Origin of the sequence: Dermacoccus sp. 147Ba (assembly GCF_004151355.1) — a bacterium.
Lineage (GTDB): Bacteria > Actinomycetota > Actinomycetes > Actinomycetales > Dermatophilaceae > Dermacoccus > Dermacoccus abyssi.
Window position 1 is genome coordinate 115,555 of the sequence record NZ_SEHL01000008.1, and the last position, 25,738, is coordinate 141,292.

Here is a 25,738-nt window from a genome sequence, read left to right on the forward strand (position 1 = left end):
ACTTTAGGGCCCTAGAGTTACAAAGACTGCTTGGGACCGCTCACTTAGAAATGATCTGGCGACCGTCTGATCTGACACAGATCGCCCCATGAGCCGATGGCAGCGTCACGAAGCCAGCCGATGGAGTCCGGCCGCACGTCGGCGTCACCAAGGGTGCTCGGCGAAGTCCTTGAGGAAGATGCCGTACTGGTCGACGCCGTTCTCGCCCATGACGATCGGGTCGTAGACGCGGGCGGCGCCGTCGACGAGGTCGAGCGGCGCGTGCCAGCCCTCCTCAGCGATGCGCAGCTTCTCGTGGTGCGGGCGCTCGTCGGTGATCCAGCCCGTGTCGACCGCCGTCATGAGGATCTTGTCGGTCGTGAACATCTCGCCCGCCGACGTGCGCGTCATCATGTTGAGCGCCGCCTTCGCCATGTTCGTGTGCGGGTGTCCGGGCCCCTTGTAGCGGCGCGAGAACTGCCCCTCCATCGCCGAGACGTTGACGACGTACGCCCGCCGCGCACCGTTCTTCACCGCCTGACGCATCGACGGCCGCAGCCGGCTCACGAGCAGGAAGGGCGCCGTCGAGTTGCACAGCTGCACCTCGAGAAGCTCGAGCGGGTCGACCTCCTCGACCTTCTGCTTCCAGCTGTTGATGCGTTGCGTGTCCGGCAACAACCCGCCCGCGTCGACGGCCGTACCCGCCTGGTACGCATCGAGACTCGCGTGCCCGGCAGACAGGGCGAGCGACGTCATCGCCGCCGCCGACTGCGCCTCAAGCTCGGACGCCCGGGCTCCCGCCTCGTCATGGTTCTCGTCGTCCGCGGCATGCGTGTGCTTGTGCGCCGCGAGCGTGCCCGCGAGGTTGGCCGGGTGCGCGTCGCTGATGCGATCGAACTGCACGATCTGCGGCAACGCGATGTCGCGCGGCAGCGGCAGCTCCTCACCCGCGACGAGGTTCGAGTACGCCCCGGGCGTGCGCCGCACCGTCTGCGCCGCGTTGTTGATGAGAATGTCGAGCGGCCCCGCCTCGGCCACCTCGTCGGCCAGGGCGATGACCTGCGTCGGGTCGCGCAGGTCGATGCCGACGATCTTGAGCCGGTCGATCCACTCCGGCGAGTCGGCGAGCTCCGCGAACCGGCGGGCCGCGTCACGCGGGAAGCGCGTCGTGATCGTCAGGTGCGCGCCGTCACGCAGCAGCATGAGTGCGATGTACATGCCGATCTTGGCGCGCCCGCCCGTCAGCAGCGCGCGCTTGCCCGTGAGGTCGACGCGCTGGTGACGCTTGGCGTGGCTCATCGCCGCGCACTTCGGGCAGAGCCAGTGGTAGAACGCGTCAACGGTCGTGTACTTCTCGTGGCAGATGTAGCAACCGCGCGGCGTGTGCAATTCGCCCGCGATGTCGCCGACCGTGCTCGACGTCAGGGGGATGCCCTTCGTCTCGTCGTCGATCCGAAGCGGCGAACCGGTAGCCGTGGACTCGAGCACCTTCGTGTCGTGCGCGCGCAACGGCCCGAGCTCGGCCTCGCGCGCTTCGTTGCGCCGCGCCTTGCGTACCCGCTTGTACATCGTGCCGGTGGCGCGCTTGACCCGCTGGATGTCGGGGTGGCCCGCCGGTAGTTCGTGCAGCATGCCGAGGACGCGCAACGTCGTCGCCATCTCGTGGGCGTCGATCGCGGTCTCGGCGAACAGCTGCTCCTGCTCGGGCGTCAGCGCCTCTTCGTGCACGTGCTCAGGGGCTGCCATGTCGTCCGAATCCACCCGGCAAGTGTAGGCGGGGTGGTGAGGGGCCACCCCAGCGGTGGACTCAGCCGGTGACGTTCGTTGCGGTTGGCTACGTTGCACCGTCACCAACCGCGAGAAACGTGGCCAACGTCGAGGTTGGCTACGTTTCGGACAGCTCGAGCACCCGGATGGCCAACTGGACGCGGTTCGTCACACCGAGCTTGTCGAACAGTCGGCTCGTGTGGGTCTTGATGGTCGGCATGCTGAGATAGAGCTGCTGCGCGATTTCGGCGTTCGTCAGGCCCTGGGCGATGAGCTGGGCCACCTCCCACTCGCGCTCCGTGACGCCGGCCGGCGCTGCCGGAGGCGATGGCACCGCTGACGGCGCTCCGGGGCCTGATTCACCTACCGAACCGCCGCCGAGCCCGATGTCGTCACTCGGCGCAGAAGCAGCACCCGCGGGCCGGCCCGCAGCCAACCGCACGAGCCGCGCCAGCACCGACGGCGAGAACCGAGCGCCACCTCGGGCTGCGTCGAGCACGGCTTCGACGACGGCCTCCGGGGGAGAGTCCTTGAGCAGGAACGACACCGCCCCGCCGCGCAGCGCGTCGAGCAGGTAGTCGTCGGTGTCGAACGCGGTGAGGACGACGACGCGCGCCCGTGCCCCTTCGTCGGCGAGCGCCCGGGTGGCGTCGAGCCCGTTCATACGCGGCATGCGAACGTCCATGAGGACGACGTCCGGGTCGAGTTCACGCGTGAGCGTGACGGCTTCGGCACCGTCGGCCGCTTCGCCCACGACCTCGATGCCGCGAGCGCCGTCGATCATGAGCCGCAGCCCGGCGCGCATGAGGTTCTCGTCGTCGGCGACGAGCACGCGAACGCGGGCGTCGGGGTCGGTCAGCTGCGCCACGGAATGCGCACCTCCACAGTGAAGTAGCCGGGTGTCTCGCGTCGGTTCATCGTGCCACCGAGCAGACGCACCCGCTCGCCCACCCCGACGAGTCCGAGACCGGTGCTCAGGGCCTCCGACGACGCAGCCGTGGGGTTGGTGCTCACGACGACCAACGCGTCCTCGTCACGGCGGAACGTGAGCGCGAGCGGAGCGTCGGGAGCGTGTTTGCCCGCGTTGACGACGAGTTCACTGACGATGCGGTGCACTGCCGCGCCGTTGGTGCCGGTCAGCGTCCCGAGGTCGGTTTCCTCGATGCCCTCGAAATTGACGGTGACGAGGCGGCCCTGCGCACGAGCGTCCTTGACGAGCGTGAGGACATCACGCGCCGACGGGAGGGGCCGCGCATCGGGTGCGGGGCTGCGCAACGCGGAGAGCACCTCGCGCAGTTCGGCGTTCGCGGTTCCCGCAGCGTCGCGCAGGGTGCGGGCGGTGGCGCGCATCTGCTCCGGCGAGAGGTCCTCACGGTAGGCGAGCGCGCCGGCGTGCATCGCGATGAGGGAGAGGTGGTGCGAAAGGCTGTCGTGCATGTCGCGCGCGATGGCGGTGCGTTCCTCCGAACGGGCACGCTCCGCGTCGATCTGCTTCGACCGGGCCAGGGCAGCGTGTTCGCGTTCGATGGCCGCACGCTCGCGCTGGGCGGCGATGGCCTGCGCCTGCCACGACGCGAGCAACTCCACCCGCTCGGCCCGCGAACGGCCCCAGGCGAGGAAGGCGTAGCCGATCGGCACCATGATGAGCGACCACAGGAGGGTCGACCAGTCGAGGGACAGCCGCTGCTCGGTCAGTGCCGTCTGGACAAGACCCGTCGCGACGAGAAGAGCGAGCACCGCGACGTCGTCCCGGCGACGGCGCAACCCACCGAGTCGGACGACGGCGACCAGCGCTGCGGGTGTTGCGAACGCGCTGACGGCGGAGGCGAGCAGGAGCAGGTAGTTCCACCGCCCCGCGCGAGACATCGGGCCCACAGCGATCACCGCGACGAAGCCGACGAGGAAATCCCAGAGGAGCAGCCCGTTCTCGTAGGAGGAAAGACCGTCCTCCTCGAGCGTTTCGATCTGGATGCCGAAGATCACGACGCCGAGGACGAAACAGGCCGCGCTCACCGCGAACGGACGCCAGCGCCGCCGGCCGGCGAGGCGTTCGTTGTTCGAGGTGGCCAGCGACGTGCCGGCGGAAGGTGGCATACCGCCATCGTAGGAACGCGCGAAGGGATGACGGTATCGGCCGAAGGTCGCTCCCTGGCGCGGTACGTCAGCCGAAAGAATGAACCTCGACGACCATGCCCTGGGCCGATGTGCCGGGCATGCTCGAACGACGAGGGTTGAGGCATGGAACGAGACGAGACGCGGCCACAGCCGCAGCACACGACGCCGGTGGGCGTCGGGCACGACGAGCCGCACACGAACACCCTGCCGGTCCGCCCGGTCGGCCTCGATGCGGGGGCTCCGGCGCAGCCGGTTCTGCCGACGACCCATGCTCCCGACGAGGCCATGGCGGCTTCCAGCACAGAGCCTCGCTGGGCGAACCTGCCTTACCACCGGCTCGCCCACGTCACACCGAGTTCCAGGCGGTGGTGGCGGCCGCTCGCCATGCTGCTCATGTTCGTCGTCACGACGCTCGTCGTCGCAGCCGTGGCCACGGGCCTTGCCTTCGCGGTCCACGCGATCTTCCCGGAACTGCGTCGACCCACCGAAGACCTCGGGGACTCACGCAATCCGGCTGACTTCTTCTACGGGTTCCTCTCCGTCGCGCTCTTCCTGCCGGTCGTGTGGGTGGCTGTCCGCGTCGGTTGTCGACGCGGCACGATCCACTCGGTGTTCGGCCATTACCGCTGGGAGTTCATGGCGCGCGCAGCCCGCGTCGTCGTGCCCGTCTCCGCAGTTGCCGTCCTCGCGCCGATCTTCCTCTTCGACGCGGACACCCTCACGACGACCACGCGGTCGACGACGCTGTGGATCCTCCTCTTCGCCGTCGTTCTCGTGCCGTTGCAGGCCGCCGCGGAGGAGTACGTCTTCCGCGGACTGCTCCCGCAGATGATCGGAACCTGGCTGCGTTCGCCGGTGTGGGGCGTGCTCGTGGCGGCGCCCCTGTTCACCCTGCTGCACGGGTACGACGCGGTCGGTCTCGTCGACATCGCCCTCTTCGCCGTGTGTACCGCCTACCTGGCGTGGAAGTCCGGCGGACTTGAGCTGCCGGTGCTGCTGCACGTGTCGAACAACCTGTTCATCGGGCTCATCACGCCGTTCGTCCCGGATGCCCTCGCGCAGGGTGAGACGGAGTTGTGGTCCGTCGTCTGGTCGGCCGTCACCACGCTCGTCCTCACCGTCTGGATGAGCCGCTTCGTCGACCGCGAGTACGGCCTGACGCGCTTCCAGCCCGTCGTCCGTCCCGCCCTGACGAGGGCCGTCTGACGCCGAGGCACGTCCCCAGCCGGTGACGTTTGCTGCGGTTGGTGACGGTGCAACGTCACCAAACGCAACGGCCGTAGCCAACGTCAAAGTTGGCTACGGCCGCTCGGCATGCGTGGCGGCGGAGCGTCAGCCCTTGAACGCGTCCACCGGGGGGATGACGTAGTACGAACCGGTCTCGGCGTTCGAGTACTTCGTCAGGGCGTCGCGCGGGTAGTCGCCGACGCCGGCCATCGACTCGAGCATGTCGTGCAGACGCTTCTGCTCGCACGCGAACCCGACGAACATCGTGCCGTGCGAGCTGACATCGCCGTAGGGCATGTTGCGGCGCACGATGTGGCCGAAGTCGTCCTGGTCGGTGCGCTCTGCGTGGCTCGTCTCCGGCTTGTCCTCGAGCTCGACGGAGTCGACCTTCGTACGGCCGATGACGCCCTCCTGCTCCTCGGTGGAGAGCGACTCCCAGGCCTTCTGCTTGTGCGGCCACTTCTGCAGCAGCAGCACGCTCGAGCCCTCGCCGGGCTTGCCGTCCGCGACGACGGCCTCGTCGTACTGCTCGATCGTCGTGGGGTTCTCGGTGCCGTCGACGAACCCCGTGAGGTCACGGTTCGTCTGGTAGACCCAGCCCTCCGTCTCGTCGACGACGCGGATACCCGGCACCACCTCGCGCGCGATGGCAAGCAGCTGACGCGTCGCGTCGAACACCTTGTCGCGCGCACCGCCGAACACCCAGAAGACGAGGTCGCGCTGCGTCGCGGGGATGACGTAACCGTCGGCTCCGACGACGTCATCGGCGAAGTCGTGCACGTTCTCGGGCGTGTGCTTCGGCGAGATCTCCTTCATGAGCGAGGGGCGCACACCGACGACGAAGTTGACGCCCACGTCGTCCTGCTCGGCCTCGAAGAGCGGCAGCAGCTGCGGGAGCGAGGTGAGCGAACCGGGCGCGACCTCGAACTCGATGTACTCGCTCGACGTCGCACCTTCGACGAAGATGCCGATCTGGGCCTGGGGCATGCTCAACAAACTCCTTGGGAAGGGGTGTTCCTGTCTGCCTCCAGGCTATCGACCCCCTAGCCCCGCGGCGCCAGGGGAATCGGTAGATTGGTGAACGTCCCGCGGGAGCCTTCGAGCTGAGAGACGCCAAGTGTGCGTCGACCGCCAGATCCACCGTCATCGGTGGGCACACCTGATCCGGGTAATGCCGGCGTAGGAAGGAGACGCGCGATGATCGCGCCCCGAAACACCCCTGCCCCCACACGACCTCGCGCCGAAGTCGACGAGATCGCAGCCGTGGTCGACGCCGTCCGCGTGGCCGCACCACTCACGCAGTGCCTGACGAACTCGGTCGTCACCGGTTTCACGGCGAACGTGCTCCTCGCGGTCGGAGCATCACCCGCCATGGTCGATTCGCTCGAGGAGGGTCCGATCTTCGCGGGCGTCGCCGACGGCCTGCTCATCAACGTCGGCACGGTCAATGCCATGACCGTCGACTCGATGCTCGCCACCGCTGCCGCGCGCGAGGATGCGGGCCGGACATGGTGTCTCGATCCGGTCGCCGTGGGTGCTCTCCCCGTCCGGACGGCGCTGGCCCGCGACCTGCTCGAACACCGCCCCAGCGTCGTGCGTGGCAACGCCTCCGAGGTGCTCGGCCTCGTCGGCGAGACGGGCGCGGGGCGCGGCGTGGACGCCGGCGACGACGTCGACTCCGCCCTCGACGTGGCGGCCGCACTGGCCGCTCGCACCGGGGGAGCGGTTGCCGTGAGCGGGGAGGTGGACGCCGTCGTCGCGACCGACACGCCTACCCTTCGCATCGCGAACGGCCACCCGATCATGACGAAGGTGACTGGCGTCGGGTGCGCCCTGGGAGCCATGGTCGCTGCGTACCTGCCCGTGGCCAGAACGCCGCACCTCGCGGCTGCAGCCGCCACCGCGGCCCTCACCGTCGCCGCCGATGACGCGGCGTACCGGGCCAGTGGCCCCGGCAGTTTCGCCGTCGAGTTGCTGGACGCCCTCGCCCGGGTCGACGCCGAGGCCGTCGCCGCGAACCTGGACCTGCGATGACGCCGCGGACCGCGACCACGACCACCACGTCGACCGCGACCTCGCAGGCGGCTCTGCCCGATCGGCGCTCCCTTCGGCCGCGCCTCTACCTCGTCACCGACACACACCTGTGTGGCGGCCCACGGGGCGTCGTCGAGACGGCACTCGCCGCCGCGAAGCACGGCGCGGACATCGTCCAACTGCGTGACCACGACGCCACGACACGCGAACTGGCCGCACTGGCAGTCGAACTGGTCGAGGCGCTCGAGCCGACCGGCGTACCGCTCGTCATCGACGACCGCCTCGACGTGGCGCTCGCGGCGGGTGCCGCGGGCGTGCACCTCGGGCAGAGCGATCTCGATCCCGTCGCCGCACGGCGAATCGCCGAGGCCCTCGGGCGCCACGACTTCCACATCGGATGGTCGGTCTCTCGCGCCGACGAGATCAGGGCGGCGGACGCGATGCCGCCCGGCACGCTCGACCTGCTCGGCATCGGCCCCTACCGGGCCACGCCGACCAAGCCGAACGCTCCGGAGCCGCTCGGCGCCGACGGCGTCGGCGCTCTGGTCTCAGTGGCCCGTGCGGGCGGTGTTCCGGCTGTCGTCATCGGTGGCGTCAAGCAGGCAGACGTCGGCGGCCTCGTCCGGGAAGGTGTGCGAGGTGTTGCTGTCGTCTCGGCGATCTGCGGCCAGCCCGATCCCGCCTCGGCCACCCGCGACCTCCGAGCTGCGCTCGACGAGGCGCTGGCTCGCGACGCGGGTGAGCCGGCATGACGACGCGCATCCCCAACGTGCTGTCGATCGCCGGCACCGACCCGAGTGGCGGGGCCGGCATCATGGCCGACCTCAAGACCTTCGGTGCCCTGGGCGCCTACGGCTGCGGCGTCGTCACGGCGGTCGTCGCGCAGAACACCCAGGGTGTGGAGGCCGTCGGTCTGCTGACGCCCGACCAGGTGCGTACCCAGATCGAGAACCTTCTCGCCGACGTGCGCATCGACGCGGTCAAGATCGGGATGCTCGGCTCCGCCGCCGTCATCGAGACCGTCGCCGACGCGCTCGAAGCACACCCCGAGGTGCCGTGGCGCGTGCTCGATCCCGTCATGGTCGCCTCGAGCGGGGACCGATTGCTCGACGAGGACGCCGTCGACGCGCTGCGCTCGCGCCTCGTGCCGATGGCGGACGTCATCACGCCGAACCTCGCCGAGGCCGCGGTCCTGCTCGATCTGCCCGAGCTCCCGCCGGAGCCGACCGAAGATCTCGCCGCACGGCTGGCGCAACTGGGGGCGGGCGTCATGCTCAAGGGCGGTCACGGGACGGGCGATTTGAGTGAGGACGTCCTCCTCGTCGGCGGCGACGTCACCCACCTGTCGGCGTCGCGCATCGCGACGCGGAACACCCACGGCACCGGCTGCACGCTGAGCGCCGCCATGGCCGCGTTGCGTCCCCAGCGTGACGGATGGGCGGAAGCGACCCGTGACGCCAAGGACTACCTGACGCAGGCCCTCGCCGCGAGCGAGCGTCTCGATGTCGGAGCCGGCACGGGGCACGGGCCCGTCCACCACTTCCACGCCTGGTGGTGAACGGGCGAACGCCCGACTCCGAGGAGGGAGCCGGGCGTTCGTGCCGTCACGGGACGTGTCACGTCATGCCGTGGTGACGCGCTCGTCGACGTCCTTGATGTGTCGCGCGATCCACGGCGTCAGGGCCATGAGAACGAGCGAGAATCCGGCCGTGATGAGGCCGAGGGTGAGGAAGAACGTCGTGTCGCCCATGCCCTCCATGAGGCGAATCGCCTGCGCGGCGGCGGACTGGCCGACCGCGGACGCGAGGAACCACAGCGCCATGCTCTGCGTCGTGAACGCCGCGGGTGCGAGCTTCGACGTCGCAGAGATGCCGACGGGCGACAGGCACAGCTCACCGATCGTCTGGATGACGAAGACGCTCGCCAACGCCCACATCGGCGCCGTCGGGCCGCTCGGCCACAGGTGCGAGTAGTAGGCGAGGAGGACGAACGACAGGCCGGCGAGGAGCACGCCGATGGAGAACTTCGCGCCGGTGCCCGGGAAGCGTCCGGCGCGCTTCATCCACAGCGCGGCCGTGACCGGCGCGAGCAGGACGATGAAGAGCGGGTTGACGCTCTGGAAGAACTCGGCGCTCACACCGATGCCGAACACCTCGCCGAGGTCGGTGCGATCGGCGGCGAAGGCCGCCATCTTGCTCGCGGCCTGCTCGAAGATCATCCAGAACAGCACCGCACCGATCCACAGGGGCACGTACGCCTGCAGGTGCGAACGCTCGCGCGCCGTCACCTTGGGGCTCTTGAACATCGTGACGAAGACGCCGAGCGCGGTGATGACCGATAGCGCCGTCACGCCGTTGATGATGGCGGTCGGGTTGTCCGCCGAGAAGGCGAAGCTGATGCCGAACACGGCGGCGATGACGACGGCCGAGCCGCCGACGAGGCGCACGACGCCGGGGATCTCCTCGCGCGTCAGCGGGTTCGTCGGGCGCGAACCGGCGCCGCGCAGCTTCTTGCGGAAGAGGAACATGCCGATGAGGCCGAGCGCCATGCCGATGGCCGCGGCGGAGAAGCCGGCGTGGTAACCCCATCGGTCCTTGAGGAAGGTGACGACGAAAGGCGAGAAGAAGGAGCCGATGTTGATCGACATGTAGAAGATCGAGAAGCCGGAGTCGCGTCGGCCGTCCTGGGGGTCGTACAGCTGACCGACAACCGACGACACGGACGCCTTCTGAAGGCCCGTTCCGAGCGCGACGACGGCGATGCCGAGCCACGAGAACGCCTCGGCGGGCACGGAGAGGAAGATGTGGCCCGCCATGATGACGATGCCGCCGAACAGGGTCGCCTTGAACGCTCCGATGACGCGGTCGGCGAGCCAGCCGCCGAGCACGCTGAGCAGGTACACGGAGGCGCCGTACGTCGCGACGATGGCGAGGGCGATCGACTGCTCGACGCCGAGGCCGCCGTTCGTGGCGGTGTCGTAGAGGTAGTACGCGAGGATCGCGCGCATGCCGTAGTAGCTGAAGCGCTCCCACAGCTCGGCGTTGAACAGCGTCCCGAGCCCGGCAGGATGTCCGAGGAATCCGCGGTCGGGCAGCGACGGCTCGGTGCGGCCGCCGGAGATGGCCTCCCGCGGTGCGGGATCGTCGAGGTCGACGTCGGTGACGTTCGCCGGTGAGTCACCGACCGGTGAGTCCTGGTGTGGTCGTGAGGAATCGACCATGAGGGGGTCGCCCTTCGGTAGGGGGACACCGTCGTCGGGGTGATGACGACGGCCGCACCTGGCAGGTGCGGCCGGCAATCATAGTCTTGCGATGCTCAGGCGGGTGCCGTCGGTTCCGCGTCCAGGTCGGCCACGGCGGCGCGGGCTTCCTCGATGGCCTCGAGCACCTCGGGCAGGTCGAGCAGCGAGTGGATCTCGGCGCTCGGCATGACGTCGGAGAGGTTGGCCACCCGGTCACGGTTGAGCCACACCGTGAGCCAGCCGCGCTCAGCAGCGAGTTCGAAGGCTGCGACGTTGTTGCTGATGAGCACGATGTGGTCGACGGGCTTGCCGGTCTCGGCGACCACGGACTCGATGCGATCGAGCGTCTCGATCCAGTTGAGGTGGTTCTCGGTGGTGTGGAGTTCGGGTGCGGCGTTGCTCGGAGCGTGCGGGCCGTCGACGCGGGCCTTGAACGGTGGGAGGAGGCACTCGTGCCCCTCGGGCATCGGGGCGTAGTCGATGAGGTTCACCGTGCCCGTCTCGCTGAGGCCCACCATCGTGGGCAGGACATCGGCAAAGAGTTCCGGCTCGCGCTCGTCGGAGCGTCCCCCAGCCCGAGCCCCCTGCTCGAGCAAACCGGTCAACATGAATCCCCGTCGATCCCACAGGGTTTCGTCGCCATCGAACCAGACAGAAATGGTCACCTGATCAGCGTGACAGATGGAGGCGTGATTCTCCTAGTCGAGCCGCGGAATCTGGCCCTCAGGGGTGAAGCGCTGCTCCCGCCCGAGGGGGTGTGTGCGCTCAGGTGGTGACGAGCATCCCGGCGAAGCCGAACATCATGACGCCGACGACGGTGTCGATGACCTGCCAGGTGCGTGCCTTGCGCACGAGCGGGGTGAGCGCGCGGGCGCCGTACCCGAGTGCCGCGAACCACAGGATGCTGGCCGCCACCGAGCCGGCGTAGAACCACCACCGTCCTTCGGGGCCACGCGAATTGGCGAGCGAGCCGATCATGACGACGGTGTCGAGGTAGACGTGCGGGTTGAGGAACGTCAGGCCGAGCACGTTGAGGACGGCGGTGCGCCGGCACACCGGCGGCGCGTCGGCCGGGCTGAGCGAGCTGGCCCGGCGGGCGCTGCGCAGGGCGTTGATACCGAACCAGATGAGGTAGGCGGCGCCGAACCACTTGAGCGCCTTGATCGCCGTCGGGTGCGCTTCGACGACGGCGCCCATGCCGAGCACGCCGGCCAGTTCGAGCGCGATGTCGCCGAGGGCGCAGACGACGACGATGAGGGTGACGTGCTGACGCAGCAGGCCCTGGCGCAGGACGAAGGCGTTCTGGGAGCCGATGGCGACGATGAGGCCGAGGCCCGTGAGGAAGCCGGTGAGCAGGTGCGTCATGGCTCGAGCGTAGGAATTGCGCCGTCTGTAGAACAGTTCTTGTTTCTACAGATACCTAAGCAGTGCTTCATCTACGGTGGGGCCATGCGCGTGCGCGACGACCACTTCAAGGCCCTTGTCGCCTGCGTCGACGAGGGCACCTTCGACGGCGCGGCCGCGGTGCTGCGCATCACGCCGTCGGCGGTGTCACAGCGGGTCAAGGCCCTCGAACAGGAACTCGGGCAGATCGTTCTCGTCCGGTCGGTGCCGGTGCGTCCGACGCCCGTGGGCGAGATCGTGCTGCGCACCGGCCGCCAGCGCGCGCTGCTCGACGCCGAGCTCGTCCGGGCGCTCGGGGGCGGCGGCAGCGAGCGCGGTGTCAGTGCCCCCGTCGTCGACCTGCCCGTCGCCGTCAACGCCGACTCGCTCGCCACGTGGTTCGTCGAGGTGCTCGAGACGGTCGGCGAATGGGGTGACGCTCGGCTGCGTGTCTTCGTCGAGGATCAGGACCACTCCGCCCAACTGTTGCGCGACGGTTCGGTCATCGGCGCCGTGACGGCGAGCGACGTGGCGGTGCAGGGGTGTTCGGTTCAAGAGCTGGGCGTCATGCGCTACGTCGCGCGGGTGCGGCGCTCGCAGTGGGAGGCGTGCGGGCGCTCACTGAAGCGAGTACCGACGGTGCGCTTCAACGATCGTGACGACCTGCAGCGCGGCGTGCTACGGCGCCGGGGGCTCGGCGAGCCTCCGTTGGAACACGTCGTGCCGTCGGCGGAGGGCTTCTCGGCCGCCGTCCGTGCGGGCCTCGGGTGGGGCATGATCCCCGAGGGTCTGGAAGGCCCCGCCGGGAGGGGCGGCGGGCGCGACGAGCTGATTCCGGTGCCCGGCGTCGAACCGCTCGACGTCCCCTTGTACTGGCAGTGCTGGCGCCTCGACGCTCCGTCGCTGGCGCGCCTCAGCGACGAGGTGACGTCCGCCGCCCACGCTCTGCGATGACCCGACCGCGCACGAAAAATCTCATTTACGACACTTCGGCGTGCCCTAATTGCCAAAAGCCCCGAAGCAAAGGTTAGGCTTACCTCATCGCGAACATTCTCCCGTGAGGAAGGGGAGCCGTCTGCTCTGAGTCGATGCGTTGCCAAGCACACGCGCCGAGGCCGCGTCCGGAGGTTGCCACCTCGAACCGGACGCGGCCTTCGCCTGTGTCAGCTCTCGCGACCGGCCAGCCAGCGCGTGATGCGCCCGGCGTCGCCTTCGATGACTCGCCCCGGCATAGCGGCGGCGCTGCGGCGCCAGCCCTCGCCGGCCCACAGGTGCGTCCACTGCGGGTCGCCGGTCTCCCCGGCCTTTTTGCGCAGCGGGGCGAGCAGGCGGTTCACCTCGGGGTAGGCGGCCGGCGTGACGGCGGTGATTCCGTCGAACATCGCCATGAACTCGTTGGCGAGACCCCGGGCGTAGCGACCGGAGAAGGCGCGCGTCAGGCCCGTCTCGGAGAAATCGTCGGAGGCGAGAGCCAAACGGTGCGTCAGCGACGAACCGGCTGACGAGGAGCGCAGGTAGGCGGTTCCGGCCTGGACGGCGACGGCGCCGGCATCGAGCGCGGCCTGCGTGTCGGCGGGCGTGGCGATGCCACCGGCTGCGAGCAGCGGTACGTCGACGGCGCCGCGCACGTCGTCGAAGAGCTGCGGCAGGGCGACGTCGCTCGGCTCGGCGTAGAGGTCGAACGTGCTCTGGTGGCCGCCGGCGTCGGGGCCCTGAACGATGAGGAAGTCCATGCCGCGCTCGACGGCGGCGCGGGCGTCCTCGGGGGAGGTGACCATCGCGCCGAGGCTCGTGCCGACGCCGCGCAGCGCCGTGACGTCCTCGGCCGACGGCAGGCCGAAGGTAAAGGTGACGACGTCGACGGGGTGGGTGACGAGCCAGTCGAGCTTGGCACCGTAATCGTCGTCGTCCCAGGAGGGTTCGCCGAGTTCGACGTCGAACTTCTTGGCGATGGGGCCGAGCTTCTCGCGCAACCCGGCGAGCGCCTCGGCGTCCGTGCTCTGCGGGCCGGGGATGAAGAGGTTGACGCCCGCAGCGACGCCGGCGTCCTGCACGTCGCGCACCTCGCGGGCCATCGTGTCGACGTCCTTGTTGCCCCCGGCGAGCACGCCCCAGCCACCGGCCTTCGAGGCGTCGATGACGAGTTCCGTGGTCGTGGGGCCGCCTGCCATGGGCGCTGCCACGACGGGCAGTTCAAGACTTTCGAACGAGAACATGCCCTCAGTGTCCCAGGTTGGTCAGCGCTTCGGCTTGTCGCCGCCGGAGGCGAGCACCTCGTGCACCCACTCGGGGGCGGTGGTGCCGCGCGCCTCGTGCGCGGCGATGACGCGGCGGGCGCGCTCGCGGCGCAGGCGACGCTTCGGGTCGCTCGCGGGCACGTGCTGGGCGGGGCCGAAGACGGAGACACCGATGTACTCGAGGCGCCAGCCCATGCGGTAGCCGATGCTCAAACCGGTGTTGTCCTTCATTCCATCTCCTCGTCGGGGCGCGGGTGCGCCGAACGGTCCTGCGGCGAGCCTAGCGCGACTTCCCTGAGCGTTTCTCGGGGTGCGTAGTCCCGTGAACGAGCTTCGTCACTCGGGGCGGGTCGTACTCGCCTCGGAGCCGTGACGATCACGCATACCCCACGCGAGCAACGGCAGCCCGAACGCCGTGACGACGGCGGCGAACAGCGGCAGCCTCGTGGCGGCCATCGTCAGGATGAGCACGCTGCCGATGTACGCACCGAGGCTGATGCCGATCTGGAACGCGACGACGTAGATCGGCGTGGCCGCGTCGTTGTGACCGGGTGTCGTGGCGAGCACGCGCGTCTGCATGGCAACGGGCAGCACGCCGAACGCTCCACCCCAGACCACGGCGGCGACGGCGCCCGTCGCGGTGCCGGGCAGGAACGTCAGGGCGAGCAGCGCAAGGATCATGCAGGTGAGCGCGATGGTCGTCACGCGGCGCGGGTGGGCGTCGAGGTGACGGCTCGCGAACGCCGTCGTGAGAGCGCCGGCCAGCCCGTAACAGAACAGTTCGACGGCGTACGCGGTGCCGGAGATGCCGCGCGCTTCGAGGATCGGGGCGATGAACGCCCAGGCCGCGTTGTGTGCCGTGACGATGAGGGCCGTCACGCCGCAGAGCGTGTAGAACGGCACGCGCATCGACGCCGGGATGCGGAGCGAGAACGCGCCGCCGGAACGCGCTTCGAGCGGCGGCAGCTTGAGCTGGCTGGCCATCGCGACGAGCAACGCGATGACGGCGATGACGCCGCTCGCGAACCGCCACCCGACGTGCTCGCTCACGGCGGCGACGAACGGCGGACCGGCCACGACGCCGACGCTCGCACCGAGGAACGCGCCACCGACGGCTTTCGCCTCCGCGCCCCTGCGGGCCAGGCTCGCGGCAGCAACCGGCACGACGGCGAAGATGCCACCGTGTGCGATCGCGCCGATGAGTCGCGCGATCGTCACGACGAGGAGATTCGGGGCGATCGCCGAGAGAGCCATCGAGACGAACAGTGCGAGCAGTGACCCGACGATGACGAGCCGCCGCGAGAGGGCCCGTGTGGCCATGACGACGGGGATCGTCGCCACTCCGACGCCGATGGCGTACCAGGTGACGAGGCGCCCGACGGCGGATTCGGATTCGCCGAGGTCGCGCGTCATGTCGGGCATGGCGCCGACCGGGTACATCTCTGCGGTGAGGAAGACGAAAAGCCCCGCAGCGAGGAGGAAGAGCCGCGTCGTGCGCAGCCGGTCGTCCTCGCCGGCCCCCGGTGCGTTGGGGGAGGCGCCGTCGCTCGGCGCGGCGGCGGAGGGCTGCGTCATCAGCCGAGCACGCGCACGAGCACGAACACCGCGAAGACGACGAAGAGCAGCAACGTGACGACCATGCAGCCCATGGTCGCGAGGGTGCCGTTGGCGGCCTTGGGCACAGCGTTGGCCGGGTCGCTCGGGTCGACCGACAGCGGCAGCCGCTGGCCGTCGCGACCGTTCGTGCTCATGCCGCCGGTCTTCGTCTCCAGGACGTGACGCCCACCGTCGGGGGCCGTGTAACGAATGCGTGCGAGGGAGTTCTTGCGCCCGTCCTCGCCGGTGGCGAGCTGGACGACACCGTCGACGACCGGCCAGCTGCGGCGGCGCACAGCACCCACGATGCCCTTGAGCAGGGCGGCTGCGAGCGCGAGGCCGAAGACGAGTATGACGACGGCGGCAGCAACGGGCACGAATCCACTCTTCACCCGACGAGCGTAACGAGCACCGCGCAATCGGGCTGTCACGGGGCGTGGGCGCAGCGGTGGGCGAGCAGCACGCAAACCCCGTAGGGGTGTCACACGCGTCGCACAGGAACCCCATAGCAACGCGGCGTTGAGTCAGGGCCATGAACACCACACAGAACACCTCGTCCCAGGCCGCCACCTCCCGCTTCGGCTCGCTCAGGAACCTCGGCCGCGGCATCGCCGTCAGCTCCGCGGTTGCCCTCCTGGGCGTCTCGACGATGAGCGCCGCCGACGCCTCGGCAGCCGGTGTGGCCACCGGCATCCGGTACGCCGGCAACGCCGCCGAGGTCGTGAAGCCCGCCCCGACGAACCTGGCCGTCGAGTCGAACGCCCGCTACGCCGTGCGCGAGGGCAAGCTCGTGCGCCTGTAGGCCCACCTCGAAGACTCCTGCGGCCGGCCGTTCACGCAGATCGTGACGCCGCGCTGGGCGCCTCACGCCGCGCGACGTTCGTGGTGTTCGGCGCGCCATCCGCGCCCAGCGGGCCGGTTGCAGGCTCACGTGACCTGCGCGCTCATCTCCTCGCGCGGTTCACCCGGTGCCGCGAGCTCCCGACACTCGCGGGCGCCGGCGCGAAACCCGCCACGAACCGTCCTCGTGGCGGGTTTCGTGCGCTCTGGGTCGGACGTCCGATGCGTCATCGGTCACACCCGGCGAAAAATGTTGCTGGAAGTCTTTCCAGAAGGTGAAGTCTCCGCTAATAATTGCTCTTAGCCCCCGGCTACCTGATGACCCCAGAGCACCAGGCAGTCGGGGGATCCAACGTTTCTGGGGTCTTTGCCCGCTGACGCCGCTGCCCGCACCCCGCGCGGCAGCGAGCGCGACACGAGCGAAATCCCCGGCCTGCCGCCGGAGACACCGAGGGAGCAACCGCTAAGGTGAGCGCGTGATCGAGCTCGCCGTCCCGGTGTCCCGCGACGGTGCGTCCCTTCCGTTCTACCGCCGCCTCAACGTGCTCTGGCCGCTCACGCGCGTCATCATGCTCGCGCTGTGCGCCCTCTACTCGGGCATGCGTGGCGACCTGCGCTACTACTACGCGCAGGCGGGCCGTTCCGACGTCATGTCGTCGATGGCCGAGTACCCCTTCCCTGTGGCGCTGTGGATCATGGCCGCCGCGCGCACCCTGCCGTACGCGGGCTTCGTCGCGCTCTTCGTCGTCACCGCCATCGCGTGTGACGCCGTGGCGACGCGGCTGTTCGACCGTCACTTCGGGCGCGAGGCCGCGCTGCGGTGGACGTTGTTCGTCGGGCTCCTCGGACCGTTGCTCTACATGCGCTTCGACCTGTACGCCGCGTTCGCGCTCGTCCTGCTGCTCGTCTTCAACGACGGCGCGGCTCATTCGCGCAGCCGCTCGGTGCTCTCCGGGCTCGCGGTCGCGATGGGCTCGGCCGTCAAGCTGTGGCCGGCCGTCTTCGGCCTCGGCCTGCTCGGCCCCACGCGCCGCCGCGTCACGCACATGGTCGCCGCGATGGCGGGTGGCATCGCCTGGGTCGGGACGACGGCGCTGTTGGCCGGGCCGCAGCGCGTCACGTCACCGTTGTCCTGGCAGGGTCAGCGCGGCTTCGAGGTGGAGTCGCTGTGGGGTGCCTGGCTCGGTTTCGCGCGGATCTTCGGTTCCACGCCCGTCTCGCTGGAGAAGCGTCAGGGCTCGTGGGAGTACACGGGCGAACTCGCGAACTCGCTCATGTGGATGGTGAAGCCGACGCAGTACGTCGGCTACGTCCTCGCGCTGTCGCTGCTCGCCCTCGGCTGGCGGGCCGGGCGTGACGAGCGCGTCACCACCCTCGCGCTGACGATGACGTGCGTCATCTCGGTGCTCATCCTGTCGAGTCCGGTGCTGAGCCCGCAGTACCTCATCTGGCTCATTCCGGCGCTCGTGCTCGTCGACGACGCCCGCCTGCGCCTGCTCGGCGCGGTGACGCTCGTGCTGACGCAGCTGGAGTTCCCGTTCCTGTTCGACGGGATCTTCTCCGATCACACGCTGTTCGCGCTGACGACGCGCGTCGTCATCCTCGTGCGCAACATGCTGCTCGTGTGGTTGACGGTGCGGGCCGGCATGCTCCTCGTGCAGCGCGCTCGAGTTGCTCGACGTCCAGCTTCCGCATCGAGTACATCGCCTGCGACACCCGCGTGACGACCTGCGGGTCCGGGTCGCTCATCAGCTCGTAGAAGCGGCGGGGGATGACCTGCCAGCTCACGCCGAACGGGTCCTTGCACCAGCCGCACTGGCTCTCGGCGCCGCCGTTCGCGGTGAAGCCGTTCCAGTAGTGGTCGACCTCGGCCTGGTCGGCGCACATGATCTGGAAGCTGACGGCCTCCGTTTGCGGGAACTGCGGCCCTCCGTTGAGGAGGGTGAACGGGTTGCCGTCGAGCTCGACCTCCTCCATGAGCACCTGCCCGGCCATGTGCGCGTTCGGGCCGAGGGCAGCCTCGTCCGTGGGGTAGTGGACGGTGCTCGTGCGCTTCGCGTTGGGGAAGAGTGACAGGTAGAGGTCTGCCGCGGCCTGAGCGGTGCCGTCGAGCCAGATGCAGGGCGTGATGTTCGTCGTCATGGGTTCATCATGACCGGTTGGCGCTGCACCGGGGGGGCGCGAAGGACCTCCTGACGGCGGCTGAAGCTATGCGCGCGATTCGTAGCCGAGGTTTTTGCAGCGGGTCTTGATCTGCTTGATGGCGTCGGTGTCGTTGGTGTCGCTGCTGCCGGGGTAGATGCGGTTCGCTTGCTTCTTGAGTTCGGCGTCGGTGGGTTGGTGGCGCACGTTGTAGACGGTGCGGGCGTTGTTTGCGTGCGCTGCGTTGCAGACGCTTTGGTCGCCAGCGGGAAGGGGGCGGGGTTCGTCCTTTGTGCATGCTGTGGTGAGGGAGAAGGCGCCGAGTGCTGTGAGTGCGACGAGGCTCCTGTGGAGGGTGGGGCGCATGTCGGGCCTTTCGCAAAGCGAGTGAATAACGGTTGAGTAACGGTCCGCATGGCGTGGTCTGCCAAGGAGTCTACGCGGGGGAAAGTATTACTATAGAAATGGAAAGTGCCCACCCGGGCATAAGACTGGAAGCAGTAAGGGGTGTTCTTGATGTCCAAGCTTCGCGTGGTAACGATTGACGACAGGTTTCCACCGGGAACTGTAGAATTGCCCCGAGAGGCGTTCTGGTTAGCCGCGATCGCTGCGGGTCACGTAACGGTGGAATTGGCGAACCTTGAGCGGCCTCTAGTGGGGCCCAGAGGCTACCTGGTTGCAGACATGACTGATTCTAGGGCGCTGATAGAGTCGCGGCTGAGTGATATGACGCTGTCTTCAGGGCCGACGTCGCCTCCTTACCTAGTGCAAATTGTCGAAGGGATTGGGCGACTGTCGAGTGGCAACTTGGCGGAGCTTAAGAGCCGACTTGAGGGCGTGGAGCAGGATTTCTTCCGCTTGGATTTCCCCGTCAGGAAGAGTAGATCTATTCTGGAAGCTAAGCTCACGTGGACGATAACTTCGACCGAGGGGCCCAGTTTTATGCTTTCGGTCAAACACTCGGATGGCCTCTCTCTGTATTCTTTGCCCGATGGTTACGCAGAGTACGTCTTGGCAAAGGGGGTTGCGCGGTCTATCGTCGCGGACGATTCATGCCCCTTGTTTGAAGATTCTCATCGCAACGGATACTTTAAGTCCGCGCCCTCCTATGAGGTCGCCGGCGACTATTTCGAACTCCCGACTTCGTTCTTTTTGACCGGTGGTTCAAGGCCTCGGTAGTGGGCCGACGCTTGGTAGCTGATGGTCTGGGGCTGGCGCCTGAAGGTATCTGTCTTGAGGAGAGTTAGGTTGATGTGGGTGGTCAAGTTCCTGAATCCGAGCGCGCTGCCGCGTAGGGGGTTCGAGGAATGCGTTGGTCGTTTCTGTCAGGTCGTTACCGCTTGCCGGGGCACTCGAAATAGATCCAGGACGTCGGCGGCCAACTCTTCAGGCTCCCGCCGACGTCCGCCACCTCGATCAGCGCGCCGGCGTCCCGCAGGCGCGGAGTTAACCATGACCAATGGCCCGTGTCGGTCCGATCCTGTCAACGGTAGGCGACGAGCAAGCGCTGGTCGAAGCCTTGGTCGTTCCCATCTCGGCGTGCACCTTGTCGATGACGTAGGATCCGCGGGCGTCGATTTTCGCGTTGCCGAGGTGAAGGCCGCTGATGCCGCGCATCGCGGGGCGGTGTCAAGGCGTGGAAGCAACGTGGGGTTGTCCGACGAGAAGTCGTTGGAAGGATTCTCGGGGTGTGAGGTAGCCGAGCGTGGCTCGGGGGCGTTCGTTGAGTTCGCTGCTGATGGCGCGTAGGTAGGGCTGGTGCGCGGGGATGGCCTCGCCCTTGGGTAGGTACTCGCGGATCAGCCGGTTCGTGTTCTCGTTGCTCGGGCGCTGCCACGGCGATCTGGAATCGGCGAAGTAGACCGGCAGAGCAGTGGCCAGGCTGAGCGCGGCGTGGCGGGTTATCTCACTGCCTTGATCCCATGCCAGCGACGCGCGCATCATCTCGGGCAGTTCGCGGGTGTGTTCGATGAGGATGTCCGCGATGCTGGCGCTGTCTTTGCCCATCGGGCAGGCCAGGATCGTGACGTAGCGGCTCATGCGCTCGACGAGGGTGATCGCGCACGTGGCACCGTTCTTGCCGATGATGAGGTCGCCTTCCCAGTGGCCCGGGACGCGCCGTTCGAGCGCGCTCAGGTCGCGTTCACTCAAGGGCGTCATTCCGACAATCGGGGCCTTCTTCGTCCGCGAGCCCGGCTGTGGGCGTGTGTGGCGACGCGTGCGTTTGGACTGCAAGAACACGCCATGCTTGACCAGCTCCGCGCGGGGCATGGCGTAGATGAACTGGTAGATCGCCTCATGGCTGGCGACGTGCCCGTCGGCTAGTAGCGAGTTCGGCATGCGTTCAACGCTCGCGTCTGCTGCTTCGAGGCGCAAGCGGCCCGGGATCTGGCGTGGGGTGCGTGACTGGCGTAGATCTGCCAGCACGCGCGCACGCAGCACCGGACACGAGGCGACCTTCGCATCTTGCGGGCGCGTCCTGCGACGCTCGGCCTTCACGTCGGCGCCGACGGCACGATAGGTGCCATCAGCGTTGCGGTTGCGGCGTATCTCGCGGCTGATGACGCCTGGATCACGCCCCAGATGCCGAGCGATCTTGCGCACTTCCCAGCCGGGCTTCACCCCTGTCGAGATCTCGATCCGATCCGCGATCGTCAACACCCGACGCGCCACCCGCACTCCTCGACCACCACCAGCACGCCACCCGCACTGTTGCTACGACGCTATGACACCACCCGCCACTGCCGGCGCGTACCCGCCGGCGCCGCTGATTCTTCTGGCTTTCGTCTCACCACACGCCCTCACGATCAGGGTGTTGCGACGACCAGTTGAATCCGCCCTGACTGCCACGGTCTGAATGCACAATGACACCAACGGGATTCTCACGATGCGCGATCGTCATCGTGAGAGCGTCGACCGCGAGCTGCGCCTTCATCCGCCGATCAATGCTGTACCCGACGATCCTGTTCGCGAATACGTCCTTGACCGCACACACGTACAGCTCTCCTTCACGGGTGTGGTGCTCACTGATTTCGGTCAGCCACACCTGGTTCGCTCGTTCAGCACTGAAGCGGTGGCGTGTGACGACGCGCTCGTCCTGGTTGGCGAGCAGGTCGTCGTGCACGGCGGGGCCCGGCGACCCAGGTCCGCGTCTCTTCCTGTCGTGGATGGCCGATCGGACGCCCGCGACGTGGCACAAACGCCACACACGCTGGTCGGAGCACACATACCCGCGGTCGGCGAGGTCATTGGACAAGCCGCGGTAGCCCGCTTCGCGATCCTCGTCGTGCAACTCGCGAAGCACCCCGCTCAGGATGGCTTCCTCGGCTTCACATGCGCTGACGGGCTGTGCCCGCCATTTGTAGTACGCCGGCTGACTGAAGCCCAGCACCCGGCACGTCACCGCCACCGGCACCCGAATCGGGGCGTCGGGGGCAGCAAGCTCTTGGACGAGCGGGTACCCCATTTTGGGGGCGTGATGTGCACCTGCGACAGGTACGCCGCGGCGCGGCAGAGCACTTCATTTTCCTGCTCGAGTTCGCGGATACGCCGTAGCGCCCCCGCCATCTCTTTGCGCTGCTGATCATCGGCGGGCTTCATGCCCGCCGACGCGAACCGGGCATCCTGCACCCAGGTGCGCAGAGCGGACTTCGAGATGCCCAAGTCGGCGCAGACCTGACGTTGACTGCTGCCCGCCGTCACGAGCGCGACAGCGTCCTTCTTGAACTCTTCGGTGAACTTCTTCGGCACAGTGCTTCATCCTTCCAGCACCCCCACCGTCGGGGATGCATCCAAGGACTCAACCGAACCTTCAGCAGACCCGATCGACTCGACCGCGTGGCCCTCGGTTCGCATCTCGTCGATGAAGGCGACGATCAGCGATCGCGGGGGTCGAGTTCCCCCGCGAAGAAAATTGAGGCCCGGCGCAGGATCTCGTTGTCGGCTTCCAACCGCCGAACCTTGGCCTTGAGCTCCTTGATCTGGGCCAGTTCCTCGGTGGTGGCCCCTTGGCGCTGGCCGCCATCGACCTGGGCTTGGAGCACCCAGCGACGTACCGACTCCTTGCCCACACCCTCACGGCGAGCGACGACCCCAGCAGCAGCGGTCAGCGACGGGTACTCCGGCAAGTGCTCCAGTACCTGGCGCACGCACCGCTCTTTGACCTTCGGATCGATCTTCTTCGGCATGGTTCGCATCCTTCCAACTCACAAGGACGCGGCGCGATACCTGGGGCGCTTCACACAGAGCATCCGAGAGGACTTGAAAAGGTGAAACGGCATGATCGTTTCAAATCCCGCCGCCGAAATTTGTCAGACACGCCCTAGTCACTCAGTGGGATTGCGCCAGGATTCCAAATCACGTTTTTGCTGGACGTACTCCCGTGCATTGTCCGTCTCTTGGAGGAGGCGGTCGAGACCGCGCAGCGCAACAGCCTTGCCTTCATCGTCTATCTGGCCAGTGAGCCTCAGCAACGTAAAGGCTCGCGCCACCACCCATGTAGCCTCGTCGTCGGTGTCGAGCGGTGACGTACCGATCTCGCTCACCGACTCTTGCCAGTCCTTTTCGGAGTCATACATGTCACGCAACCGCGTGGACGATGTCAGCGCGTCGCGACGTTCCTCCCACTCGGCAAGGACGTCGGCAGCCTCGTCGCTGCCGAACGGCGCCCACTCATCAGCCGGATCGTTGTACATCGGATCGGTGAAGTGCGCCGCAAAGCTTGGATGCGCTGGCTGCATCCCCCACTCCTCCGTGCCACCGCTGCCGCCCACTTCGACACCCTGAGTATTCATAGCTCAAGCCTACTCGATCGCATCTCTGACACTCATCTTCCAACTCGCGCGCCGCACGACGGTGGCTCGCCGCTCCGGACTCGCAGGCTGAAGTGCCCCAGACGCACTGTGCGAAGACCTTGTGCGACGCCCATCGCGACGACCCAGAGTTCGGCCACCTACATAAGGAAGCAGCAAACAAGAGGATCAGATGTGGGTCTGCCCCGGGTTTAGTCGCCAATCGACCGAACGAGGTGTGGTCGAGCGCTATCACGAAGCTTTGAACGGACCGGGAAAGCGGTGCCTATATGCTGTCAAGGATGAGTAACCAGAGGCCGCATCAGGGGCTACTCGATCAGTGATCGGATGCAGTCCAGTTTAGCTGTCTCCGCACTCGATTCCACCGTCGCCCGCCGGTGACCTGGCGGCGCCGGGGCCGCATCGTCCATGCGGATCGCTGCTCGCAATTGCACAGCCGACTCAACTAAACCTTCAGCAGACCCAGGCGTCTGCACTCCACTCTTGAGATAATGACCCCGGTGGAGTTCGAGCAAGCCCACTACGCGGCCCTCATCCGAGAGCCGCAACCCGTATAGGAGCGGCGCAGAACCTGGGGCGCTTCACTGCGCGCGGTAGGTGCCGCCACGGCGGTCGTGGGAAACTGTCGCGCGTGTCGACCATCGTCTTCTTCCACGCCCACCCCGACGACGAAGCCAGCCAGACCTCCGGTGCCATGGCGCGCGCCGTCGAGGAGGGCCACCGCGTCGTGCTCGTGTACGCCACGAACGGTGACCACGGTTCGCCCGCCGAAGACATGGCCGAGGGGGAGACCGTCGTCGAGCGGCGCCGCAAGGAAGCGGCCGAATCCGCTCGGGTGCTCGGCACGGCGCGCGTCGCCTGGCTCGGCTACGCCGACTCGGGCATGACGGGCTGGGAGCAGAACGACGTCGACGGATCCTTCCACGGCGCCGACCCCGTCATCGCTGGGCAGGCGCTCGCCGACATTCTCGACGAGGAGAACGCCGACGTCGTCGTCGGCTACGACTGGCACGGCGGCTACGGCCACCCCGACCACGTCAAGGTGCACAACGTGCTCCACCGCGCGGTCTCGCTGGCGAAGAGTTCGCCGCGCGTGTTCGAGTCGACGATGAACCGTGACGCCCTGCGCGAGCAGATGCGTCAGGCCCGCGAGTCCGGGCTCATCCCCGAGGGCGAGAGCTTCGACCCCGACGCCGGCGGCGACGACGGCAACCCCCTCGGCATGGCCGAGCGCGACATCAGCTTCCGCGTCGACGTCAGCGCCTACCTCGACACGAAGCGCGCCGCGCTCGGCGCGCACGCGTCGCAGCCCGACGCCGCAGGCATCCTCGCGATGCCCGCCGAGGCGTTCAACGCCGGCTTCGGCACCGAGCACTACATCGACGTCGCCGCCATGCAGGCCGGTGGCCTTCCCGCGACGGACGGCCGCGGCCACGGCGCGCGCCCCGAGGGCCAGCCCCTGCCCGACGGCTGGTTCTTCTGAGCCGCTGACGCTGGGCCGGCCCGCTCGCTCCGGCCATGCCGGTGGGTGCGCGAGTGCCATCAGGCCGCGTTGTGTCCTGATGTTCCCGGTTTCAGATGCCGACGTGCCACCGGGGCACGTTGTGTCCTGAACAGGTCGTCGCCCCGTCGCGAGCTCAGAGCGTCAGGACGTACTCGTCCTCGTCGGCCGGGCACGCCGGCGACGGCGGGTTCACCTGCGTGAACCCGTGCCGCACGTACGCCGCCGCGGCCCGCTCGTTCGCGCGGAACACGTGCAGCGCCAGCACCCGGTAACCCAACTCGCGTGCCCGCAAGACGAGTGCTTCAACAAGGTCGTCGACGACGCCGGTGCCGCGCCGACCCGGCTCCACCCACACCTGGACGACGAAGGCGAGACGCTCCGGGTCGTCCGTCAGCGTCCGAGCGCTCTCCACGTCGTCGAGATAACCGGAGGCGGGAAAGAGGCCCGCCAAACCGTCAGCACGCGGCGCGACGCCGCTCGAGGCATCCGGCTCGTCGTCAGCCACCCACAGCAGCGTTCCGGGGTTCGACGCGCGCTCGACCCACCGCTCGTCGGGGAAGGCCACCTCGCGCTCGAACGACGAGCCGAACGCCTCCGGATTGGTCCCCAACGCACGCAGGCGCACGTCACGGTAGGTCTGCCACGGAAGCTGCGACGAGGGGTGCACACTCATGACGGTCATCCTCCCGATCCCGAGGGGCACAATCGACCGATTTGCCCGCACTGTCGCAATATTCAGAGATTCGTGAGCCATTCGTTATCAACTGTGAATTCCCTCTGTCATGGCAAGGAGAACGGCGCGCGCGACCGTCGGCCATCGAGCGCCGGCGGGGCCCGCGCGCCCCGGGAAACCGCGGTCTGA

Annotated in this window: 24 protein-coding genes and 2 pseudogenes; 8 read left to right on the top strand and 18 right to left on the bottom strand. The window is 68.0% G+C overall.

From position 1 onward, the window contains the following. Nucleotides 1–144: 144 nt before the first annotated feature. The 3 genes from EVU97_RS11495 to EVU97_RS11505 all read right to left on the bottom strand — a co-directional run bounded on the left by EVU97_RS11495 (nt 145) and on the right by EVU97_RS11505 (nt 3,840). Nucleotides 145–1,725: an SDR family NAD(P)-dependent oxidoreductase gene (locus EVU97_RS11495; protein ID WP_129666021.1), complete on the bottom strand. Its 1,581-nt coding sequence runs from the start codon at nt 1,723–1,725 to the stop codon at nt 145–147. A 139-nt stretch (nt 1,726–1,864) separates the two neighbouring features. Next, nucleotides 1,865–2,614 (bottom strand): response regulator transcription factor, encoded by a 750-nt coding sequence (locus EVU97_RS11500; protein ID WP_240730215.1) that lies wholly within the window; start codon nt 2,612–2,614, stop codon nt 1,865–1,867. Further along, complete coding sequence (locus tag EVU97_RS11505) at nt 2,602–3,840, bottom strand: sensor histidine kinase (protein WP_165357950.1); 1,239 nt, start codon at nt 3,838–3,840, stop codon at nt 2,602–2,604. The genes EVU97_RS11500 and EVU97_RS11505 overlap by 13 nt, the downstream gene beginning before the upstream one ends. Before the next feature lie 144 nt (nt 3,841–3,984). On the opposite strand from EVU97_RS11505, the gene EVU97_RS11510 reads away from it, so the two are divergent. After that, complete coding sequence (locus tag EVU97_RS11510; RefSeq protein WP_129665931.1) at nt 3,985–5,067, top strand: CPBP family intramembrane glutamic endopeptidase; 1,083 nt, start codon at nt 3,985–3,987, stop codon at nt 5,065–5,067. Between the two features lie 126 nt (nt 5,068–5,193). Here EVU97_RS11510 and EVU97_RS11515 read toward each other — a convergent pair whose 3' ends face one another. Then, entirely contained in the window at nt 5,194–6,075 is an 882-nt protein-coding gene (locus EVU97_RS11515; protein ID WP_129665933.1) for a Dyp-type peroxidase, read from the bottom strand. Nucleotides 6,076–6,285: 210 nt separating this feature from the next. Between EVU97_RS11515 and thiM the strand changes: the two genes are divergently transcribed. The 3 genes from thiM to thiD are packed head-to-tail and all read left to right on the top strand — an operon-like array spanning nt 6,286 to nt 8,680. Then, the gene (gene thiM / locus EVU97_RS11520; RefSeq protein ID WP_129665935.1) at nt 6,286–7,122 is read left to right on the top strand and encodes a hydroxyethylthiazole kinase; all 837 of its coding nucleotides are present in this window, start codon (nt 6,286–6,288) and stop codon (nt 7,120–7,122) included. Beyond that, on the top strand, nt 7,119–7,874 hold the full coding sequence (gene thiE, locus EVU97_RS11525; RefSeq protein WP_129665937.1) for a thiamine phosphate synthase: 756 nt from the start codon (nt 7,119–7,121) through the stop codon (nt 7,872–7,874). The genes thiM and thiE overlap by 4 nt, the downstream gene beginning before the upstream one ends. Beyond that, nucleotides 7,871–8,680, top strand: coding sequence for a bifunctional hydroxymethylpyrimidine kinase/phosphomethylpyrimidine kinase (gene thiD / locus EVU97_RS11530; protein ID WP_129665939.1), 810 nt, complete (start codon nt 7,871–7,873; stop codon nt 8,678–8,680). The genes thiE and thiD overlap by 4 nt, the downstream gene beginning before the upstream one ends. Nucleotides 8,681–8,743: 63 nt before the next feature. On the opposite strand, the gene EVU97_RS11535 is transcribed toward thiD, so the two are convergent. The 3 genes from EVU97_RS11535 to EVU97_RS11545 form a co-directional block, all read right to left on the bottom strand. Then, nucleotides 8,744–10,342, bottom strand: a complete 1,599-nt coding sequence (locus tag EVU97_RS11535; RefSeq protein ID WP_129665941.1) for a peptide MFS transporter — start codon at nt 10,340–10,342, stop codon at nt 8,744–8,746. A 95-nt stretch (nt 10,343–10,437) separates the two neighbouring features. Further along, the gene (locus EVU97_RS11540) at nt 10,438–11,028 is read right to left on the bottom strand and encodes a hypothetical protein (RefSeq protein ID WP_129665943.1); all 591 of its coding nucleotides are present in this window, start codon (nt 11,026–11,028) and stop codon (nt 10,438–10,440) included. Between the two features lie 100 nt (nt 11,029–11,128). Next, nucleotides 11,129–11,728 carry a LysE/ArgO family amino acid transporter gene (locus EVU97_RS11545; protein WP_129665945.1) on the bottom strand — a complete coding sequence of 200 codons (600 nt, stop codon included), beginning with the start codon at nt 11,726–11,728 and terminating at the stop codon, nt 11,129–11,131. Nucleotides 11,729–11,812: 84 nt separating this feature from the next. On the opposite strand from EVU97_RS11545, the gene EVU97_RS11550 reads away from it, so the two are divergent. After that, the gene (locus EVU97_RS11550; protein ID WP_129665947.1) at nt 11,813–12,700 is read left to right on the top strand and encodes an ArgP/LysG family DNA-binding transcriptional regulator; all 888 of its coding nucleotides are present in this window, start codon (nt 11,813–11,815) and stop codon (nt 12,698–12,700) included. Nucleotides 12,701–12,909: 209 nt separating this feature from the next. On the opposite strand, the gene EVU97_RS11555 is transcribed toward EVU97_RS11550, so the two are convergent. The 4 genes from EVU97_RS11555 to EVU97_RS11570 all read right to left on the bottom strand — a co-directional run bounded on the left by EVU97_RS11555 (nt 12,910) and on the right by EVU97_RS11570 (nt 15,971). Further along, nucleotides 12,910–13,962, bottom strand: a complete 1,053-nt coding sequence (locus EVU97_RS11555; protein ID WP_129665949.1) for a nitronate monooxygenase — start codon at nt 13,960–13,962, stop codon at nt 12,910–12,912. Between the two features lie 21 nt (nt 13,963–13,983). Further along, nucleotides 13,984–14,214, bottom strand: a complete 231-nt coding sequence (locus tag EVU97_RS11560) for a hypothetical protein (RefSeq protein ID WP_047310965.1) — start codon at nt 14,212–14,214, stop codon at nt 13,984–13,986. Between the two features lie 105 nt (nt 14,215–14,319). Then, the gene (locus EVU97_RS11565; RefSeq protein WP_129665951.1) at nt 14,320–15,558 is read right to left on the bottom strand and encodes an MFS transporter; all 1,239 of its coding nucleotides are present in this window, start codon (nt 15,556–15,558) and stop codon (nt 14,320–14,322) included. Further along, nucleotides 15,558–15,971, bottom strand: coding sequence for a DUF3592 domain-containing protein (locus tag EVU97_RS11570; protein WP_165357951.1), 414 nt, complete (start codon nt 15,969–15,971; stop codon nt 15,558–15,560). Before EVU97_RS11570 ends, EVU97_RS11565 begins: the two co-directional genes overlap by 1 nt. 140 nt (nt 15,972–16,111) lie before the next feature. On the opposite strand from EVU97_RS11570, the gene EVU97_RS11575 reads away from it, so the two are divergent. Then, nucleotides 16,112–16,381 carry a hypothetical protein gene (locus EVU97_RS11575; protein ID WP_129665955.1) on the top strand — a complete coding sequence of 90 codons (270 nt, stop codon included), beginning with the start codon at nt 16,112–16,114 and terminating at the stop codon, nt 16,379–16,381. Between the two features lie 697 nt (nt 16,382–17,078). Next, nucleotides 17,079–17,819 (top strand): annotated as a pseudogene (locus EVU97_RS15260) (glycosyltransferase family 87 protein); the annotation flags it as partial. A 196-nt stretch (nt 17,820–18,015) separates the two neighbouring features. Here EVU97_RS15260 and EVU97_RS11585 read toward each other — a convergent pair. The 6 genes and pseudogenes from EVU97_RS11585 to EVU97_RS11610 form a co-directional block, all read right to left on the bottom strand. Then, the gene (locus EVU97_RS11585) at nt 18,016–18,561 is read right to left on the bottom strand and encodes a VOC family protein (protein ID WP_129665959.1); all 546 of its coding nucleotides are present in this window, start codon (nt 18,559–18,561) and stop codon (nt 18,016–18,018) included. A 66-nt stretch (nt 18,562–18,627) separates the two neighbouring features. Next, complete coding sequence (locus EVU97_RS15000; protein ID WP_165357952.1) at nt 18,628–18,768, bottom strand: hypothetical protein; 141 nt, start codon at nt 18,766–18,768, stop codon at nt 18,628–18,630. 1,422 nt (nt 18,769–20,190) lie between these two features. After that, the gene (locus tag EVU97_RS11590) at nt 20,191–21,234 is read right to left on the bottom strand and encodes an IS30 family transposase (RefSeq protein WP_129665961.1); all 1,044 of its coding nucleotides are present in this window, start codon (nt 21,232–21,234) and stop codon (nt 20,191–20,193) included. Between the two features lie 121 nt (nt 21,235–21,355). Then, a pseudogene (locus EVU97_RS15265) lies at nt 21,356–22,311 on the bottom strand (IS3 family transposase); the annotation flags it as partial. A 125-nt stretch (nt 22,312–22,436) separates the two neighbouring features. Then, entirely contained in the window at nt 22,437–22,748 is a 312-nt protein-coding gene (locus EVU97_RS11605; RefSeq protein WP_129665963.1) for a hypothetical protein, read from the bottom strand. Nucleotides 22,749–22,886: 138 nt separating this feature from the next. Then, complete coding sequence (locus EVU97_RS11610; protein ID WP_129665965.1) at nt 22,887–23,354, bottom strand: hypothetical protein; 468 nt, start codon at nt 23,352–23,354, stop codon at nt 22,887–22,889. 649 nt (nt 23,355–24,003) lie between these two features. Between EVU97_RS11610 and EVU97_RS11615 the strand changes: the two genes are divergently transcribed. After that, nucleotides 24,004–24,855, top strand: a complete 852-nt coding sequence (locus EVU97_RS11615; RefSeq protein ID WP_129665967.1) for a PIG-L deacetylase family protein — start codon at nt 24,004–24,006, stop codon at nt 24,853–24,855. 154 nt (nt 24,856–25,009) lie between these two features. Here the strand turns inward: EVU97_RS11615 and EVU97_RS11620 are convergent, their stop codons facing one another. Then, the gene (locus tag EVU97_RS11620) at nt 25,010–25,549 is read right to left on the bottom strand and encodes an N-acetyltransferase (RefSeq protein WP_165357953.1); all 540 of its coding nucleotides are present in this window, start codon (nt 25,547–25,549) and stop codon (nt 25,010–25,012) included. Between the last annotated feature and the right edge of the window lie 189 nt (nt 25,550–25,738).

Excerpts from the sequence above, each read along its gene's own strand:
- EVU97_RS11555 (WP_129665949.1), bottom strand. The coding sequence starts at position 13,962 with ATGTTCTCGTTCGAAAGTCTTGAACTGCCCGTCGTGGCAGCGCCCATG.
- EVU97_RS11565 (WP_129665951.1), bottom strand. The coding sequence starts at position 15,558 with ATGACGCAGCCCTCCGCCGCCGCGCCGAGCGACGGCGCCTCCCCCAAC.
- thiD (WP_129665939.1), top strand. The coding sequence starts at position 7,871 with ATGACGACGCGCATCCCCAACGTGCTGTCGATCGCCGGCACCGACCCG.
- EVU97_RS11610 (WP_129665965.1), bottom strand. The coding sequence starts at position 23,354 with ATGAATACTCAGGGTGTCGAAGTGGGCGGCAGCGGTGGCACGGAGGAG.
- EVU97_RS11535 (WP_129665941.1), bottom strand. The coding sequence starts at position 10,342 with ATGGTCGATTCCTCACGACCACACCAGGACTCACCGGTCGGTGACTCA.
- EVU97_RS11545 (WP_129665945.1), bottom strand. The coding sequence starts at position 11,728 with ATGACGCACCTGCTCACCGGCTTCCTCACGGGCCTCGGCCTCATCGTC.
- thiE (WP_129665937.1), top strand. The coding sequence starts at position 7,119 with ATGACGCCGCGGACCGCGACCACGACCACCACGTCGACCGCGACCTCG.
- EVU97_RS11505 (WP_165357950.1), bottom strand. The coding sequence starts at position 3,840 with ATGCCACCTTCCGCCGGCACGTCGCTGGCCACCTCGAACAACGAACGC.
- thiM (WP_129665935.1), top strand. The coding sequence starts at position 6,286 with ATGATCGCGCCCCGAAACACCCCTGCCCCCACACGACCTCGCGCCGAA.
- EVU97_RS11515 (WP_129665933.1), bottom strand. The coding sequence starts at position 6,075 with ATGCCCCAGGCCCAGATCGGCATCTTCGTCGAAGGTGCGACGTCGAGC.
- EVU97_RS11620 (WP_165357953.1), bottom strand. The coding sequence starts at position 25,549 with ATGAGTGTGCACCCCTCGTCGCAGCTTCCGTGGCAGACCTACCGTGAC.
- EVU97_RS11495 (WP_129666021.1), bottom strand. The coding sequence starts at position 1,725 with ATGGCAGCCCCTGAGCACGTGCACGAAGAGGCGCTGACGCCCGAGCAG.
- EVU97_RS11510 (WP_129665931.1), top strand. The coding sequence starts at position 3,985 with ATGGAACGAGACGAGACGCGGCCACAGCCGCAGCACACGACGCCGGTG.
- EVU97_RS11575 (WP_129665955.1), top strand. The coding sequence starts at position 16,112 with ATGAACACCACACAGAACACCTCGTCCCAGGCCGCCACCTCCCGCTTC.
- EVU97_RS11605 (WP_129665963.1), bottom strand. The coding sequence starts at position 22,748 with ATGCCGAAGAAGATCGATCCGAAGGTCAAAGAGCGGTGCGTGCGCCAG.
- EVU97_RS11560 (WP_047310965.1), bottom strand. The coding sequence starts at position 14,214 with ATGAAGGACAACACCGGTTTGAGCATCGGCTACCGCATGGGCTGGCGC.
- EVU97_RS11585 (WP_129665959.1), bottom strand. The coding sequence starts at position 18,561 with ATGACGACGAACATCACGCCCTGCATCTGGCTCGACGGCACCGCTCAG.
- EVU97_RS11550 (WP_129665947.1), top strand. The coding sequence starts at position 11,813 with ATGCGCGTGCGCGACGACCACTTCAAGGCCCTTGTCGCCTGCGTCGAC.